Origin of the sequence: Burkholderia sp. MSMB1589WGS (genome assembly GCF_001636105.1) — a bacterium.
GTDB lineage: Bacteria > Pseudomonadota > Gammaproteobacteria > Burkholderiales > Burkholderiaceae > Burkholderia > Burkholderia humptydooensis.
The window spans coordinates 118,762-135,077 of sequence record NZ_LNJT01000006.1; the positions used below are offsets into that span (position 1 = coordinate 118,762).

Below are 16,316 nucleotides of genomic sequence, written 5' to 3' on the forward strand. Positions count from 1 at the left end.
GGCGCGATCACGCCGCGCGCCGGCGGCCGAATGCGCTCAACCGCTCGCCTGTTGCCCCCGGCCCGGCTGCCCGGACGCTTCCGAGCGCAGCACGTCGGCCGTCACGTCGGCGAGCGTGCGCGTTGCGAGCGACGCCTCCATCGCTCGCTGCGCGTCGCCGATGTAGCCGGTCAGCACGCCCTGGATGTGCCGCCCGACGAGGCACGCCGGATTCGGCGCCTCGCGGTGCAGCGCGAACAGTTGCGCATCGTCGACCGCGCGGCAGACGTCGAGCAGCGTGATGCACGACGGCTCGCGCGCCAGCAGCGCGCCGCCGCCCGCGCCGAGCTGCGACGTCGTGAGCCCCGCCGCCGCCAGCATCGACAACAGACGGCGAATCAGCGCCGGGTTCGTGTTCACGCTGCCCGCGATCATGTCCGACGACAGCGGCACGCCTTCCTGCAACGACAACAGCGCGAGCACGTGGACGGCAAATGCGAACCGGCTGCTCGTATTCATGATTCACCTGCGGCGGCATGCATTCGCACCCCGCCTTGACGACAATATGTAACCATCATAATTACATTTAGGCGGACAGGCAAGCGGATTTATTGACTCGCCGCGGCGCCGCTCGCGGCGGACGCGCCGAGCGCGGCCGTCTGGCTCCACTGCTGCAGCTTGCGGCCGGCCGCCTCGAGGCTCGTGCCGGCCGCGGCGGCCGCCTGCCCGAGCACGGCGGACGCGGCGCCCTGCGCGGCGGCCGACACCGAGCTCGCCGTGACGGGCGGCACGGCGGACGCCGCCGATGCGACGCCCTGCTTCGCCGCCTGGATCTGCTGATTGACGAAGCTCGCGACCTGATCGAGCTGCCGAGTCGTCTGCTGGGCCGCGTGGGCGGCGGCGCTTGCCGCGTTGTCGGGCGGCGCGCTCGCCTCCTCCGGCTTCTTGCAGCCGGCAAGCGCGGCGGCGACGGCGGCCGCGAGCGCGACGGCGCGCAGCCGACGGCGGCGGCCGGCGCGGGAGAGATTGGCGGTTGCGTGGGCGATCTCGATCGTCATGGCGAATGGCGCGGCAAAGCGGCTCCGAGTGGCGAAAGGGCCATGATACGACGCGCCGGCGCGCCCTCGGCGGCTTCCGGTTCTTTTTTACATGTCGTTGCCGCACCGGTAGCGGCGCGCGCGGCGCTCCGCCCGGACGGCATCCTCCCGCGAAATCCACGCTGGCGCGCACGGCGCGAGACGTCCGCCAATCCGTACAAAATCAATTCAAAAAACTTTCATTTATGAAAATTACACTTTCATCTTGTTTTCATCGCCGTCCGCCGCGCCCGCCGCCGGCGCGCCGTCGATTTCCGTCGCCCACAACAACTGGATTTCCCATGCCCACGCTGCCCAATCCCTCCCGCCGCCATGCCCTGAAGATCCTCGTCGGCGCGCCGATGCTGCCGCTCTCCGGCGTCGCGCTCCCCGCCCTGCTGTCCGGCTGCGGCGGCGACGACAACGTCGCCGCCGGCTTCGCAGCGGCCGCGTTCTCGTCGATGGCCGCGCCGACGCTCGCCGACCCGGCCGCGATGGCGACGACGACCGTCGGCTCGACACTGTCGGTCTCGTTTACCGACGGCTCGACGCGCAACTACAAGCTCGCGTACCGGCCATTCTTCGTGACGGGCGATCGCGTGCCCGACGGCAAAGGCGGCACGATCCTCGCGGGCGGCTATTACGACGCCAACAACCAGCCGATCATCGATCGCTCGGTTCCGGGCCGGGAGCGCCAGTTCTATTCCGACTGCCCGGACGGCAGCTCGCTCCTCACGCTCGAGAACGCGAGCGTAGCGGGCGTGAAAGGTAGAACGGTATTCGCCGTCGTGCAGTTCGAATACACGACGCGCGACCTGGCAAGCGCATCGCAATACGGCCGGCTGCCGTCGCCGATCGCCGTGCTGACGCTCGACCAGGATCCGGCGACGGGCGCGCTCAAGCTCGTCAAGTACCACAACGTCGACACGTCGGCCGCGCACGGCCTCTGGATCACGTGCGGCGCGAGCCTGTCGCCGTGGAACACGCATCTGTCGAGCGAGGAGTACGAGCCGGACGCGACAAAGGCCGCGAGCGACGCTCAATTCAAGGCGTTCAGCAAGAACACGTTCGGCAGCGAGACGGCCGCGAACCCCTATCACTACGGCCATCTGCCGGAAGTCACGGTGAACCCGGACGGCACGGGCTCGATCCGCAAGCACTACTGCCTCGGCCGGATCTCGCACGAACTCGTGCAGGTGATGCCGGACCAGCGCACGGTGCTGATGGGCGACGACGCGACGAACGGCGGCCTCTTCATGTTCATCGCCGACAAGGCGGCCGACCTGTCGGCGGGCACGCTGTACGTCGCGAAATGGACGCAGACGTCGTCGGCGGGCGCAGGCGCGGCAACGCTCACGTGGATCAATCTCGGCCACGCGACGAGCGCGGAGATCGAGGCGCTCGCGAACCAGTTGAAGGCGGCCGACATCATGGACGTCGCGACGAAGGACCCGGGCGACGCGTCGTTTGCGAAGATCAACTTCAGCGGCGCGTTCAACTGGGTCCGCATCAAGCCCGGCATGACGAAGGCCGCGGCGTTCCTCGAGACGCACCGTTATGCCGCATACGCGGGCGGCAGCATGGGCTTCACGAAGCTCGAAGGCACGACGGTCAACGCGAAGGACAAGGTGCTGTATTCGGCGATGTCGTACATCCAGAAGTCGATGGTTCGCGGCAACGCGGCCGCGTCGCCGGACATCGCGCTCGATCGCGCGATCAACGCGGGCGCGGTGTACGCGCTCAACATGCGCGGCGGCCAGCGCGACACGTCGGGCGCCGCGATCGCGAGCGACTGGGTGCCTGTCGACATGAGCGCGCCCGCGGCGCTCGTCGGCGAGGATCTCGCCGCGGCCGACGCGCTCGGCAACATTGCGCACCCGGACAAGATCGCGAATCCGGACAACCTGAAGTTCTCGGAAAAGCTGCGCACCCTCTTCATCGGCGAGGATTCGGGGATGCACGTGAACAACTTCCTGTGGGCGTACCACGTCGACACGAAGCAGCTCTCGCGCGTGCTGTCGTGCCCGGCGGGCGCGGAATCAACGGGCCTGCACGCGGTCGACGAGATCAACGGCTGGACCTACGTGATGAGCAACCTCCAGCACGTCGGCGACTGGGAATCGCCGCTGCACGACAAGGTGAAGGGCGCGCTCGATCAGCTCGTGCGCGCGAACTACAAGGACCGCTTCGGTGCGAGCGTCGGCTATCTGACGGCAGAGCCCACGGCGATCCAGCTCAAGAAGGCGTGATACCGGATTTTCTTCGTCGTCACGGCTGATTCGCCGGCGCCTGGCGCCGGATTGGCGCGATGCCCTCGTGGCGTCGCGCTTTTTTTATGCGCGCTTGCCGCGCGCCGCCCATTCAATCCCAATATATGGGAACACCCTTCGGGCTGCGAACAGGTAAAAAAAAGCGCCACGGAGACCGTGGCGCTAAAAAAGTTCTAGCCATTCCGAGGGCCGTGCTAGAACCTGAGAGACTGCATCGAACGTCGTTCCCATCTAAACTAGCGAAACAACGTTTCGAAATTAGGAGACATTTTTTCCGTTTCCGAACGACAAGTCAAGCGAAAAATACATGCCTCCATCTCATTTTCGGCGCTGCACGATCCGACATTTCCCTAATAAACTCGGGGTAATCCAGTAAATATTGCGCATTGCGAAAGAAAGTGGCAAGCCGCGCATACTTTCTCGACATTCGTCTTACAATTGATAAGAATCTGAAATCAAGTTTCGAAAAAAGAGAGATTCCCGTGACGACACGCTCCAACGCCCAAGCCCTCTCCCGAGAACGGGAAGCCACCACCGACGAAATAACGGCCCTCGCGCGCGGTTTGGCAGTCCTGCGCCGCATCGCGATCTCCGATGCTCCGGTCAGCAACCGCGAACTGGCAGAATTGACAGGCATCCCGAAGCCAACCGTGTCGCGCATCACGGCGACGCTCGTCAGCGCGGGCTTCCTGTTCCAGTTGCCCGACAGCGAGCGCTTCGTGCTGACGGCGTCGGTGCTCGAGCTCAGCAACGGCTTCTTGCGCAACTTCGACATCCGTGCACGCTCGCGGCCGTTCCTCGTCGAACTCGCCGAAAAGACATCGCTGTCCGTCCACCTCGCGGTGCGCGACCGCCTCGACATGGTCGCGATCGACGTGATCCGCCCCCGCTCGGCCGTGCTCGTCACGCGGCTCGAAACGGGCTCGCGGATGGACGTCGCGCGCACGGCGGTCGGCCGCGCGTACCTCGCCGCGCTCGAGGACGGCCCGCGCCGCGAGCTGATCGGCGCGCTGCAGGCGGCGGCGGGCGACGACTGGCCGTTCGTCGTGTCGCGGCTGAATGCCGCGCTCGCCGACATCGCCCAACACGGCTACGCGATCGCGATCGGCGAATGGCGCGAGGAACTGAACGCGATCGCAGCGGGCTTCGTCGCGCCGACGGGCCAATGCTACGCGGTCAACTGCGGCGGCTCCGCGCACCAGTGCACGCCCGACTTCCTGCGCTCGGTCGCGGTGCCTGCGCTGCGCGAGTGCATCGCGAAGATCACGCGCGAGATCGGCGGCGCCGCGTGGCCGAATCTCGCACGTTGACATGGATGGCGCAGTGCCGCGACAGACCGCGCCGCGCACGCGGGCCCGCGTCATCGCCGCATGTCATCGCCCGTTCATCTGTAACGATCGTAATTCGCGGAAAGATAGGGTGCTGGACTGTAACCGTCGTAGGGACGTAGCATCATGCAACCCCGCGCCACAACCGGCGCGCCCCGCTCTTTTCTCTTTTGCGTCGCGGCCGGGCCGCAAGCCGGCCCGGTCGCGACGACCGCGAACGCGGCCCGTGCGCGCCTGTCGTATGCACTGCACGCCGACCTCCAGATCGAACCGATGGACAATCAAGAAAAGCCCACGCCCCGCTCTTCCGCTCACCCGCCGTCCGGTCCCAGCCCGCGCCGCCCCCGCCGCAAGCTGATCGCGCTCGGCGCGCTCGCGGCCGTCGTGATCGGCGGCGCGCTGTGGTGGCATCCGTGGAAGAGCGGCGGCAGCCCGAGCGCCGAGAGCCAGCCAGGCGGCGCGCGCAAGCGCGGCGGCCCCGCCGCGCTCGCGAACCTGCCGCAGCCCGTCCAGGTCGCCGCCGCCGTGCGCGGCGAGATGCCCGTCGTCCTCAACGCGCTCGGCACCGTCACGCCGCTCGCGAACGTGACCGTCAGGACCCAGTTGTCCGGCTATCTGCAATCGGTGTCGTTCCAGGAAGGCCAGATCGTGAAGAAGGGCGACGTGCTCGCGCAAGTCGATCCGCGCCCGTACCAGATCTCGCTCGCGAACGCGCAGGGCGCGCTCGCGCGCGACGAGGCGCTCCTCGCGACCGCGCGCCTCGACCTGAAGCGCTACCAGACGCTCGTCGCGCAGGATTCGATCGCGAAGCAGACGGCCGACACGCAGGCGTCGCTCGTCAAGCAGTACGAAGGCACCGTGCAGATCGACCGCGCGGCGATCGATTCCGCGAAGCTCAATCTCACGTACGCGCGGATCACGGCGCCCGTGACGGGCCGCGTCGGCCTGCGTCAGGTCGATCCGGGCAACTACGTGACGCCGTCGGACACGAACGGCATCGTCGTCATCACGCAATTGCAGCCGATGAGCGTGATCTTCACGACGTCCGAAGACAACCTGCCCGCGATCCTCAAGCAGATGAGCGCCGGCGGCAGGCTGTCGGTCACCGCGTACAACCGCAACAACACGACGCCGCTCGAGACGGGCGCGCTCGACACGCTCGACAACCAGATCGACACGACGACGGGCACCGTGAAGCTGCGCGCGACGTTCGAGAACAGGAACAGCCTGCTGTTCCCGAATCAGTTCGTCAACGCGCGCCTCCTCGTCGACACGATCCGCGACGCGACGATCGTGCCGACGTCGGCCGTGCTCACGGGCTCGATCGGCCAGTTCGTCTACGTCGTGAAGCCGGACAACACGGTGAGCGTGCGCAAGGTGAAGCCCGGCCCCGTCGACGGCGAGCGCACGAGCATCGTCGAGGGGCTCGCCGTCGGCGAGCGCGTCGTGACGGACGGCTCCGACCGGCTGCGCGAAGGCTCGGCGATCACGATCCCGGCCAACCAGCCGAAGCAGGCGTCGGGCGCGAAAGGCGCATCGGCCGCGTCGGGCGCGCACGGCGGGCGCCGCCACGGCGGCGCGTCGCAGGCCCAGTCGCAATGACGCCGGCTGACCAATGAATCCGTCCCGCGTCTTCATTCTTCGTCCGGTCGGCACCGCGCTCCTGATGGCGGCGATCATGCTCGCCGGCCTCGTCGCGCTGCGCTTTCTGCCGCTCGCCGCGCTGCCCGAGGTCGACTATCCGACGATCCAGGTCCAGACCTTCTATCCGGGCGCGAGCCCCGAGGTGATGACGTCGTCCGTCACCGCGCCGCTCGAGCGGCAGTTCGGGCAGATGCCGTCGCTCAACCAGATGTCGTCGCAGAGCTCGGCGGGCGCGTCCGTGATCACGCTGCAGTTCAGCCTCGACCTGCCGCTCGACGTCGCCGAGCAGGAAGTGCAGGCGGCCATCAACGCGGCGGGCAACCTGCTGCCGTCGGACCTTCCCGCGCCGCCCATCTACGCGAAGGTCAATCCGGCCGACGCGCCCGTGATCACGCTCGCCGTCACGTCGAAGACGCTGCCGCTCACGCAGGTGCAGGATCTCGCGGACACGCGGCTCGCGATGAAGATCTCGCAGGTGTCGGGCGTCGGCCTCGTCAGCCTGTCGGGCGGCAACCGGCCGGCCGTGCGGATCCAGGCGAACCCGCTCGCGCTCGCGTCCTACGGCCTGAACCTCGACGACCTGCGCACGACGATCTCGAACCTGAACGTCAACACGCCGAAGGGCAACTTCGACGGCCCGACGCGTGCGTACACGATCAACGCGAACGACCAGTTGACGAGCGCCGACCAGTACCACGACGCCGTCGTCGCGTACAAGAGCGGCCGGCCGGTGATGCTCACCGACGTCGCGAAGATCGTCGCCGGCTCGGAGAACACGAAGCTCGGCGCGTGGGTCGACGCCGAGCCCGCGATCATCCTGAACGTGCAGCGGCAGCCGGGCGCGAACGTGATCCAGACGGTCGACAACATCAAGGCGATCCTGCCGAAGCTGCAGGAATCGCTGCCCGCCGCGCTCGACGTGCAGATCGTCACCGACCGCACGACGATGATCCGCGCCGCCGTGCGCGACGTGCAGTTCGAGCTCGGGCTCGCGGTCGCGCTCGTCGTGCTCGTGATGTACCTGTTCCTCGCGAACGTCTACGCGACGATCATCCCGAGCCTGTCGGTGCCGCTGTCGCTGATCGGCACGCTCGCCGTGATGTACCTGTCGGGCTTTTCGCTGAACAACCTGTCGCTGATGGCGCTCACGATCGCCACGGGCTTCGTCGTCGACGACGCGATCGTGATGATCGAGAACATCGCGCGCTACGTCGAGGAAGGCGATTCGGCGCTCGAGGCGGCGCTGAAGGGCTCGAAGCAGATCGGCTTCACGATCATCTCGCTGACGGTGTCGCTGATCGCCGTGCTGATTCCGCTCCTCTTCATGGGCGACGTCGTCGGGCGGCTGTTCCACGAGTTCGCGATCACGCTCGCGGTGACGATCGTGATCTCGGCCATCGTGTCGCTCACGCTCGTGCCGATGATGTGCGCGAAGCTGTTGCGCCACACGCCGCCGCCCGAAAGCCACCGCTTCGAGGCGAAGGTGCACGCGCTGATCGACCGGGTGATCGCGCGCTACGGGCTCGCGCTGCAGTGGGTGCTCGACCGGCGGCGCTCGACGCTCGTCGTCGCGGTGCTCACGCTCGCGCTCACCGCCCTCCTCTACGTCGTGATTCCGAAGGGCTTCTTCCCGACGCAGGACACGGGCGTGATCCAGGCGATCACGCAGGCGCCGCAGTCGGTGTCGTACGGCGCGATGGCCGAGCGCCAGCAGGCGCTCGCCGCCGAGATCCTGAAGCATCCGGACGTCGTGAGCCTCACGTCGTTCATCGGCGTCGACGGCTCAAACATCACGCTCAACAGCGGCCGGATGCTGATCAACCTGAAGCCGCGCGACGAGCGCAGCGAATCGGCGAGCGACGTGATCCGCTCGCTGCAGCGGCAGGTGGCGAACGTCACGGGCATCTCGCTGTACATGCAGCCGGTGCAGGATCTGACGATCGACTCGACGGTCAGCCCGACGCAGTACCAGTTCATGCTGACGAGCCCGAACCCGGACGAGTTCGCGACCTGGGTGCCGAAGCTCGTCGACCGGCTGAAGAAGGAGCCGTCCCTCGCCGACGTCGCGACCGATCTGCAGAACAACGGCAAGTCGGTCTACATCGAGATCGACCGCGCGAGCGCCGCGCGCTTCGGCATCACGCCCGCGACCGTCGACAACGCGCTCTACGACGCGTACGGCCAGCGGATCGTGTCGACGATCTTCACGCAGTCGAACCAGTACCGCGTGATCCTCGAAGCGGAGCCGCGGATGCAGCACTACACCGATTCGCTGAACGGCATCTACCTGCCGTCGGCAGGCGGCGGCCAGGTGCCGCTCTCCACGATCGCGACGTTCCACGAGCGGCCCGCGCCGCTCCTCGTGACGCACCTGTCGCAGTTCCCGGCGACGACGATCTCGTTCAACCTCGCGCCGGGCGCGTCGCTCGGCGAGGCGGTGAAGGCGATCGACGCGGCCGAGCGGGAAATCGGCCTGCCGGCGTCTTTCCAGACGCGCTTCCAGGGCGCGGCGCTCGCGTTCCAGGCGTCGCTGTCGAACCAACTGTTCCTGATCCTCGCCGCGATCGTCACGATGTACATCGTGCTCGGCGTGCTGTACGAGAGCTACATCCACCCGATCACGATCCTGTCGACGCTGCCGTCGGCGGGCGTCGGCGCGCTGCTCGCGCTGATGATCACCGGGCACGACCTCGACATCATCGGGATCATCGGCATCGTGCTGCTGATCGGCATCGTGAAGAAGAACGCGATCATGATGATCGACTTCGCGCTCGAGGCGGAGCGCGTCGAGGGCAAGCCGCCGCGCGAGGCGATCTACCAGGCGTGCCTGCTGCGCTTTCGGCCGATCCTGATGACGACGCTCGCCGCGCTGCTCGGCGCCGTGCCGCTCATCGTCGGCTCGGGCGCGGGCTCCGAGCTGCGCCAGCCGCTCGGCATCGCGATCGCGGGCGGGCTCATCGTGTCGCAGGTGCTCACGCTCTTCACGACGCCCGTGATCTACCTCGGCTTCGACGCGCTCGCGCGCCGCATCCGCGGCTTCTTCGAGCGTTCCGGCCGCCCGGCCGCGCATCCGGACGCGTAAATGAACCTGTCGCGCCCGTTCATCACCCGCCCCGTCGCGACGACGCTGCTCGCGCTCGGGATCGCGCTCGCCGGCCTGTTCGCGTTCGTCAAGCTGCCCGTCTCGCCGCTGCCGCAGGTCGATTTCCCGACGATCCTCGTGCAGGCGTCGCTGCCCGGCGCGAGCCCGGAGACCGTCGCGACCAGCGTGACGAGCCCGCTCGAGCGGCATCTGGGCTCGATCGCGGACGTCGCCGAAATGACCTCGATGAGCTCGGTCGGCAACGCGCGGATCGTGCTCCAGTTCAACCTGAACCGCGACATCGACGGCGCCGCGCGCGACGTGCAGGCCGCGATCAACGCCGCGCGCGCGGATCTGCCCGCGAGCCTGAAGAGCAACCCGACGTACCGCAAGGTCAACCCGGCCGATTCGCCGATCATGGTCGTGTCGCTCACGTCGAAGACGGCGTCGCCCGCGAAGCTGTACGACGCCGCGTCGACGGTGCTGCAGCAGTCGCTGTCGCAGGTCGACGGGATCGGCCAGGTCAGCCTGAGCGGCTCGGCGAACCCGGCCGTGCGCGTCGAGCTCGAGCCGCAGGCGCTGTTCCACTACGGGATCGGCCTCGAGGACGTGCGCGCCGCGCTCGCGTCCGCGAACGCGAACAGCCCGAAGGGCGCGATCGAGTCCGGCCCGCACCACTATCAGCTATACACGAACGACCAGGCGTCGAAGGCCTCGCAATACAAGGATCTCGTGATCGCGTACCGCAACGGCGCGGCCGTAAGCCTCTCGGACGTGTCGAGCGTCGTCGACTCGGTCGAGGATCTGCGCAATCTCGGCCTCATGAACGGCGAGCGCGCGGTGCTCGTAATCCTGTACCGGTCGCCCGGCGCGAACATCATCGACACGATCGAGCGCGTGAAGGCCGCGCTGCCGCAACTGACGGCCGCGCTGCCCGCCGACATCCAGGTCACGCCGGTGCTCGACCGCTCGCGCACGATCCGCGCATCGCTCGCCGACACCGAGCACACGCTGCTCATCGCGGTGAGCCTCGTCGTGATGGTCGTGTTCCTGTTCCTGCGCAACTGGCGCGCGACGCTGATCCCGAGCGTCGCGGTGCCGATCTCGATCATCGGCACGTTCGGCGCGATGTATCTGCTCGGCTTCTCGCTGAACAACCTGTCGCTGATGGCGCTCATCGTCGCGACGGGCTTCGTCGTCGACGACGCGATCGTCGTGCTCGAGAACATCGCGCGCCACATCGAGAACGGCACGCCGCGGCTGCAGGCCGCATTCGACGGCGCGCGCGAGGTCGGCTTCACGGTGCTGTCGATCAGCCTGTCGCTCGTCGCGGTGTTTCTGCCGATCCTCCTGATGGGCGGCATCGTCGGGCGCCTGTTCCGCGAATTCGCGCTCACGCTGTCGCTCGCGATCGCCGTGTCGCTCGTCGTGTCGCTCACGCTCACGCCGATGATGTGCGCGCGCCTGCTGCCCGAAACGCACGACCCGCGCGACGAGGGCCGCGTCGCGCGCTGGCTCGAGCGCGGCTTCGAGCGGATGCAGCGCGGCTACGAGCGCACGCTGTCGTGGGCGCTGCGCCATCCGCTCACGATCCTGATGACGCTCGTCGCGACGATCGCGCTCAACATCGCGCTGTACATCGTCGTGCCGAAGGGCTTCTTCCCGCAGCAGGACACGGGCCTCATGATCGGCGGCATCCAGGCCGACCAGACGACCTCGTTCCAGGCGATGAAGCTCAAGTTCACCGAGATGATGCGCATCGTCCGCGCGAATCCGAACGTCGCAAACGTCGCGGGCTTCACGGGCGGCGCGCAGACGAACTCGGGCTTCATGTTCGTCGCGCTGAAGGACAAGCCGCAGCGCAAGCTGTCGGCCGATCAGGTGATCCAGCAACTGCGGCCGCAGCTCGCCGGCGTCGCGGGCGCGCGCACGTTCCTGCAGGCCGCGCAGGACATCCGCGCGGGCGGCCGGCAGAGCAACGCGCAGTATCAGTTCACGCTGCTCGGCGACTCGACGGCCGAGCTGTACAAGTGGGGGCCGATCCTCACGGAGGCGCTGCAAAAGCGCCCCGAGCTCGCCGACGTGAACTCCGACCAGCAGCAAGGCGGCCTCGAGGCGATGGTGACGATCGACCGCGCGACCGCCGCGCGCCTCGGCATCAAGCCGGCGCAGATCGACAACACGCTGTACGACGCGTTCGGCCAGCGCCAGGTGTCGACGATCTACAACCCGCTCAACCAGTACCACGTCGTGATGGAGGTCGCGCCGCAGTACTGGCAGAGCCCGGAGATGCTCAAGCAGATCTACGTCAGCACATCGGGCGGCAGCGCGAGCGGCGCGCAGACGACGAACGCGGCGGCGGGCACCTACGTCGCGACCTCGACGCGCGCGTCGACGGCCGGCGCGGCCGCGCAGAGCGCCGCCGCGATCGCCGCCGATTCGGCGCGCAACCAGGCGCTCAACTCGATCGCGTCGAGCGGCAAGTCGAGCGCGTCGTCGGGCGCGGCGGTGTCGACGTCGAAATCGACGATGGTGCCGCTCTCCGCGATCGCGAGCTTCGGGCCGAGCACGACGCCGCTCGCGGTCAACCATCAGGGCCTGTTCGTCGCGACGACGATTTCGTTCAACCTGCCGCCCGGCGTGTCGCTGTCGAAGGCGACGCAGGTGATCTACCAGACGATGGCCGAGGTCGGCGTGCCGCCGACGATCCAGGGCAGCTTCCAGGGCACCGCGCAGGCGTTCCAGGAGTCGCTGAAGGATCAGCCGATCCTGATCCTCGCCGCGCTCGCGGCCGTCTACATCGTGCTCGGGATTCTGTACGAGAGCTACATCCATCCGGTCACGATCCTGTCGACGCTGCCGTCGGCGGGCGTCGGCGCGCTGCTCGGCCTGCTGCTCTTCAAGACCGAGTTCAGCATCATCGCGCTGATCGGCGTGATCCTGCTCATCGGCATCGTGAAGAAGAACGCGATCATGATGGTCGACTTCGCGATCGACGCGTCGCGGCAAGGCAAGTCGTCGTTCGACGCGATTCACGAAGCATGCCTGCTGCGCTTCCGGCCGATCATGATGACGACGATGGCGGCGCTGCTCGGCGCGCTGCCGCTCGTGTTCGGCCACGGCGACGGCGCGGAGATGCGCGCGCCGCTCGGGATCGCGATCGCGGGCGGGCTCATCGTGTCGCAGATGCTGACGCTCTATACGACGCCCGTCGTCTATCTGTACATGGACCGGCTGCGCGTGTGGGCCGAGAAGCGCCGGAATCGCCGGTCGTCGGGCGGCGCGGCGGTCGCGAGCGAGTGACGCGGGCGATGCCGCCGTGTCACAAATGCTTACGCCTGATACGAAGCCCATCGCCTATTCATAAATGACGGGCAACGATGCGCGCGTGTGCGCGGCGAAAGCCTCACCCGCCATTGACGAACAGGCGGCGCACCGCCCGCGAGCGCCGCCCGCAGCCGCGATCGGCCGGGTCCGGGCGCGCGCCGCCATGTGCGCGAGGCCGCCTTCGCGCGCCGGACCTTGATCCGAATCTCGTTTCGGCACCACCGATCGGACGCGAATTCGGCATACACTTGGACGTTCGACGTCAGCCCCTCGTCTGGAGGGCGCCATTGACGCAGCGCAATGCAAGGAGCGGTTTCATGTCGATGAAGGTACTGCTGATTGGCGCGTCCGGCCGCACGGGCCGCGCGCTCGCGGACCTGCTGCTCAAGCAGCAGGATTTCGAGGTCACGGCGCTCGTGCGCCGGCCGGATTTTGCGCTGCCGGGCGCGAAAGTCGTCGTTGCCGATCTGACGGGCGACTTCTCGTCCGCGTTCGACGGCATCACGCACGCGATCTACGCGGCGGGCTCCGCCGAGTCGGAAGGCGCGACCGAAGAGGAACAGATCGACCGCGACGCCGTCGCACGCGCGGCCGACTATGCGAAGGCGCACAACGTGCAGAAGCTCGTCGTGATCAGCTCGCTCACCGCGTACTGGCCGCAGCGCAGCCCCGAGTTCCTGCGCCACTACTCGCAGATGAAGCGCGAGGGCGACGACCGCGTGATCGCGTCGGGCATCGACTACGTGATCCTGCGCCCAGGCCCGCTCACCGACGATCCGGGCGTCGGCAAGATCGCGCTCACCGAGGAGCGGCTCGACAACGCGCCGCCCGTCGCGCGCCAGGACGTCGCTTGGGCGGCGATCGAGGCGATCAAGCTCGGCATCTCGAAGAAGATGGTCGGCTTCGTCGGCGGCGGCGTGCCGATCGAGCAGGCGCTGCGCGCATAAGCGGGCGCGCGGCGGGTTTGCCGGCGCCCGCGCGCCGGACCTTCGCCGCCCAGGCCGCATCAAGGCCGCATCAAGGCTGCCGGTGCGACGCCGCCCACGCCTTCACCGCGTTCAGCGTGTTCTCGACGTGCTTGTCGGGCGACAGGCTCGTGTACTCGTAGAGCACCTTCCCGTCCGGCGAAATCACGTACGACACGCGGTTCGCCTTCGAGATCGCCGGCAGCTTCGCGTCGTACTCGCGGATGATCTTCGCGTCCGGATCGGCGGCGACCGGGAACTTGCTGCGGCATTCGCTGACCGAAAACTTCGTCAGCGTGCCGATGTCGTCCGCCGACACGCCGATCACCGTCGCGCCATACTGTTTGTAAGCGTCGACCGCATCGGCGAACGCATGCGCCTCGATCGTGCAGCCGGTCGTGAACGCGGCCGGATAGAAGTACAGCACGACGGGGCCTTTCTTCAGCGCGTCGGCGAGCGAATACGTGTAAGTCTTGCCGCCGAGCGACGCCTGCGCGCTGAAGTCGGGCGCCGCGTCGCCCACCTTCAGTACCGCGTGCGCCGCAACCGCGTACAGCGCGAAGAGCGCGGCAGCCGCGCCTGATGCCAGTTTTCGATTCATCTGAGTCCTCGTCTTCGAATGTCCATATGTTCAACAGGGTTTAGCGCCCGGCAAGCCGTCCGATCGCGTTCGCATCCCGAACTGACGCACGTGACGAAATGCGCCAGTTCCTTTCTTCCCTGACACTAAAGAATCGGCACAATGCGCCGTTATTGCGTCCGGACACCGGTTCCAGCCCCTTCACGCCAGCGAGATACATGGAAGCCATCAGGAACAAAACGCCCCGCAAGGGCTCCTGGCGCGCCGCACTTCACAAGCTCCGCCGCTTCGCTTGGTCGGGCGGCGCGCTGATGCCCGCGCGCGCCGGCACGCCGCGCGCCGACGATACGGTCCGAAGCTGGCTGGAGCAAACCGTCGGCGCGGTCGATTTCCTCGCCCACGTGGACCGCGATCTGCGCTTCCTGTACGTGTCGGACGCAAGCCTGCGCTTCATCGGCTATCACCGCGACTATCTGCACACGCTGACGCTGCGCGACCTGATCCCCGAGCAGGATACCGCGGCGCTCGACGGCCTGCTCGCGCGCGCGTCGGCGACGGGCGACGTCGAGAAGGCGACGCTGTGCCTCGTGAAATCGCTGACCTACCCGCTCGACGTCGAGGTGCGCGCGGTGAAAAGCCGCCACCACGGCGTCGACGGCTTCGCGATCGCCGCGTTCGACGTGTCGTCGTGGCGGGCGATCGAGGCGCGGCTCACGTACGAGCTGCACCACGATCCGATGACGGGGCTCGACAACCTGTCGGCGCTCTTGCCCGCGCTGATGCGCGCGCAGAAGATGGCCGACGAAGGCGGCGGCTGCACGGCGCTCCTGCTGCTCGATCTCGACGATTACCAGCGGATCAACCGCGCGCTCGGCTACGACGCGGGCGACGCGCTGCTGCGCGACACCGCGCAGCGGCTGCAGCGGCTCGCGACGCGCGGCGAGCGGCTCGCGCGCGTCGCGAGCGACAAGTTCGCGGTGATGCTGAGCGCGCCCACGCGCATCGCCGCGATCGACGCGGCCGAAGCGCTCGCGCGCCAGTTGCAGACGGCCGTCCAGCAGCCATACGCGTATGACGGCCAGGCGGTGCACCTGTCGGCGAGCGTCGGCATCGCGATCGACCCGGACGCGCGCACCGCGTCGAAGCACGCGCAGCACCACAGTCCGTTGTTGCGGCGCGCGGACCGCGCGCTCGCGCAGGCGAAGGCGGCGGGCGGCAACGCGCTCGCGTTCCATCAGCCGACCGACGATCCGGCCGACGCCGAGCGCCTGAAGCTCGAGGCCGATCTCTACAACGGCGTGCGCAACGGCGAGTTCTCGCTGCATTTCCAGCCGATCACGAAGAGCCACACGGGCGCCGTCGTCGGCGTCGAGGCGCTGATCCGCTGGCACCACCCGGTGCACGGGCTCGTCGCGCCCGCGACGTTCATTCCGCTCGCCGAATCGATCGGCCTCATCAACTATCTCGGCAACTGGGTGCTGAAAGCCGCGTGCATGCAGCTCGTGTCGTGGGACCGGCAGGGGATCGCGCTGCAGTACGTGGCCGTCAACGTGTCGCCGCAGCAGTTCCGCGACCCGCGCTTCACGCAGAGCGTGCGCGACGCGATCAAGCTGACGGGCATCGATCCGCGCCGCATCGTCCTCGAAATCACCGAGAGCCTGCTGATGCACGATCCGAACCATGCGAAGACGCTGCTCGAGGAAGTGACCGAGCTCGGCATCCGGTTCGCGGTCGACGATTTCGGCACCGGCTATTCGAGCCTCGCTTACCTGCAGAGCTTCCCGCTCGCGAAGCTGAAGATCGACCGCAGTTTCGTCGAAAATCTGTTGACGTCGAGAAACGACCGCGCGATCGTGTCAGCGGTCGTCGGCCTCGCGCAGACGCTCGAGCTCGAGCTCGTCGCGGAGGGCGTCGAGACCGAGGCGCAGCGCACGCTGCTGACCGAGATGGGCTGCAACCACATTCAAGGCTGGCTCGTCTGCCAGGCGCTGCCGTCGGACGAACTCGCGCAACGCTTCGAGGCGCAGGAGCTCTATCTGCACGCAGCCGCATGACGCACGCAGCC

At 67.7% G+C, this 16,316-nt stretch carries 10 protein-coding genes; 7 read left to right on the plus strand and 3 right to left on the minus strand.

Annotation, left to right across the window (positions count from 1 at the left end; all coding sequences use genetic code 11):
- Positions 1-36: 36 nt before the first annotated feature.
- Positions 37-498, minus strand: a complete 462-nt coding sequence (locus WT16_RS02900; protein WP_009911820.1) for an Rrf2 family transcriptional regulator — start codon at positions 496-498, stop codon at positions 37-39.
- An 89-nt stretch (positions 499-587) separates the two neighbouring features.
- Positions 588-1,037 (minus strand): hypothetical protein, encoded by a 450-nt coding sequence (locus WT16_RS02905; RefSeq protein WP_063532675.1) that lies wholly within the window; start codon positions 1,035-1,037, stop codon positions 588-590.
- A gap of 320 nt (positions 1,038-1,357) precedes the next feature.
- Here WT16_RS02905 and WT16_RS02910 point away from each other — a divergent pair, with 320 nt between their 5' ends.
- The 6 genes from WT16_RS02910 (at position 1,358) to WT16_RS02935 (ending at position 13,653) form a co-directional block, all read left to right on the plus strand.
- Positions 1,358-3,304: an alkaline phosphatase PhoX gene (locus WT16_RS02910; protein ID WP_063532676.1), complete on the plus strand. Its 1,947-nt coding sequence runs from the start codon at positions 1,358-1,360 to the stop codon at positions 3,302-3,304.
- A 503-nt stretch (positions 3,305-3,807) separates the two neighbouring features.
- The gene (locus WT16_RS02915) at positions 3,808-4,635 is read left to right on the plus strand and encodes an IclR family transcriptional regulator (RefSeq protein ID WP_063532677.1); all 828 of its coding nucleotides are present in this window, start codon (positions 3,808-3,810) and stop codon (positions 4,633-4,635) included.
- Positions 4,636-4,926: 291 nt separating this feature from the next.
- Entirely contained in the window at positions 4,927-6,255 is a 1,329-nt protein-coding gene (locus WT16_RS02920) for an MdtA/MuxA family multidrug efflux RND transporter periplasmic adaptor subunit (RefSeq protein ID WP_063532678.1), read from the plus strand.
- Positions 6,256-6,268: 13 nt separating this feature from the next.
- The gene (locus tag WT16_RS02925; RefSeq protein ID WP_006029457.1) at positions 6,269-9,379 is read left to right on the plus strand and encodes an MdtB/MuxB family multidrug efflux RND transporter permease subunit; all 3,111 of its coding nucleotides are present in this window, start codon (positions 6,269-6,271) and stop codon (positions 9,377-9,379) included.
- Entirely contained in the window at positions 9,380-12,682 is a 3,303-nt protein-coding gene (locus WT16_RS02930) for an efflux RND transporter permease subunit (protein ID WP_063532679.1), read from the plus strand.
- 341 nt (positions 12,683-13,023) lie between these two features.
- Positions 13,024-13,653, plus strand: coding sequence for an SDR family oxidoreductase (locus tag WT16_RS02935; protein WP_015600710.1), 630 nt, complete (start codon positions 13,024-13,026; stop codon positions 13,651-13,653).
- Positions 13,654-13,723: 70 nt separating this feature from the next.
- Here the strand turns inward: WT16_RS02935 and WT16_RS02940 are convergent, their stop codons facing one another.
- Positions 13,724-14,272: a peroxiredoxin gene (locus tag WT16_RS02940; protein ID WP_015600667.1), complete on the minus strand. Its 549-nt coding sequence runs from the start codon at positions 14,270-14,272 to the stop codon at positions 13,724-13,726.
- Between the two features lie 290 nt (positions 14,273-14,562).
- Between WT16_RS02940 and cdpA the strand changes: the two genes are divergently transcribed.
- On the plus strand, positions 14,563-16,305 hold the full coding sequence (gene cdpA / locus WT16_RS02945) for a cyclic di-GMP phosphodiesterase CdpA (protein WP_080595268.1): 1,743 nt from the start codon (positions 14,563-14,565) through the stop codon (positions 16,303-16,305).
- The last annotated feature ends 11 nt before the right edge of the window (positions 16,306-16,316 follow it).

Excerpts from the sequence above, each read along its gene's own strand:
- WT16_RS02930 (WP_063532679.1), top strand. The coding sequence starts at position 9,380 with ATGAACCTGTCGCGCCCGTTCATCACCCGCCCCGTCGCGACGACGCTG.
- WT16_RS02920 (WP_063532678.1), top strand. The coding sequence starts at position 4,927 with ATGGACAATCAAGAAAAGCCCACGCCCCGCTCTTCCGCTCACCCGCCG.
- WT16_RS02925 (WP_006029457.1), top strand. The coding sequence starts at position 6,269 with ATGAATCCGTCCCGCGTCTTCATTCTTCGTCCGGTCGGCACCGCGCTC.
- cdpA (WP_080595268.1), top strand. The coding sequence starts at position 14,563 with ATGCCCGCGCGCGCCGGCACGCCGCGCGCCGACGATACGGTCCGAAGC.
- WT16_RS02910 (WP_063532676.1), top strand. The coding sequence starts at position 1,358 with ATGCCCACGCTGCCCAATCCCTCCCGCCGCCATGCCCTGAAGATCCTC.
- WT16_RS02940 (WP_015600667.1), bottom strand. The coding sequence starts at position 14,272 with ATGAATCGAAAACTGGCATCAGGCGCGGCTGCCGCGCTCTTCGCGCTG.
- WT16_RS02935 (WP_015600710.1), top strand. The coding sequence starts at position 13,024 with ATGTCGATGAAGGTACTGCTGATTGGCGCGTCCGGCCGCACGGGCCGC.
- WT16_RS02900 (WP_009911820.1), bottom strand. The coding sequence starts at position 498 with ATGAATACGAGCAGCCGGTTCGCATTTGCCGTCCACGTGCTCGCGCTG.
- WT16_RS02905 (WP_063532675.1), bottom strand. The coding sequence starts at position 1,037 with ATGACGATCGAGATCGCCCACGCAACCGCCAATCTCTCCCGCGCCGGC.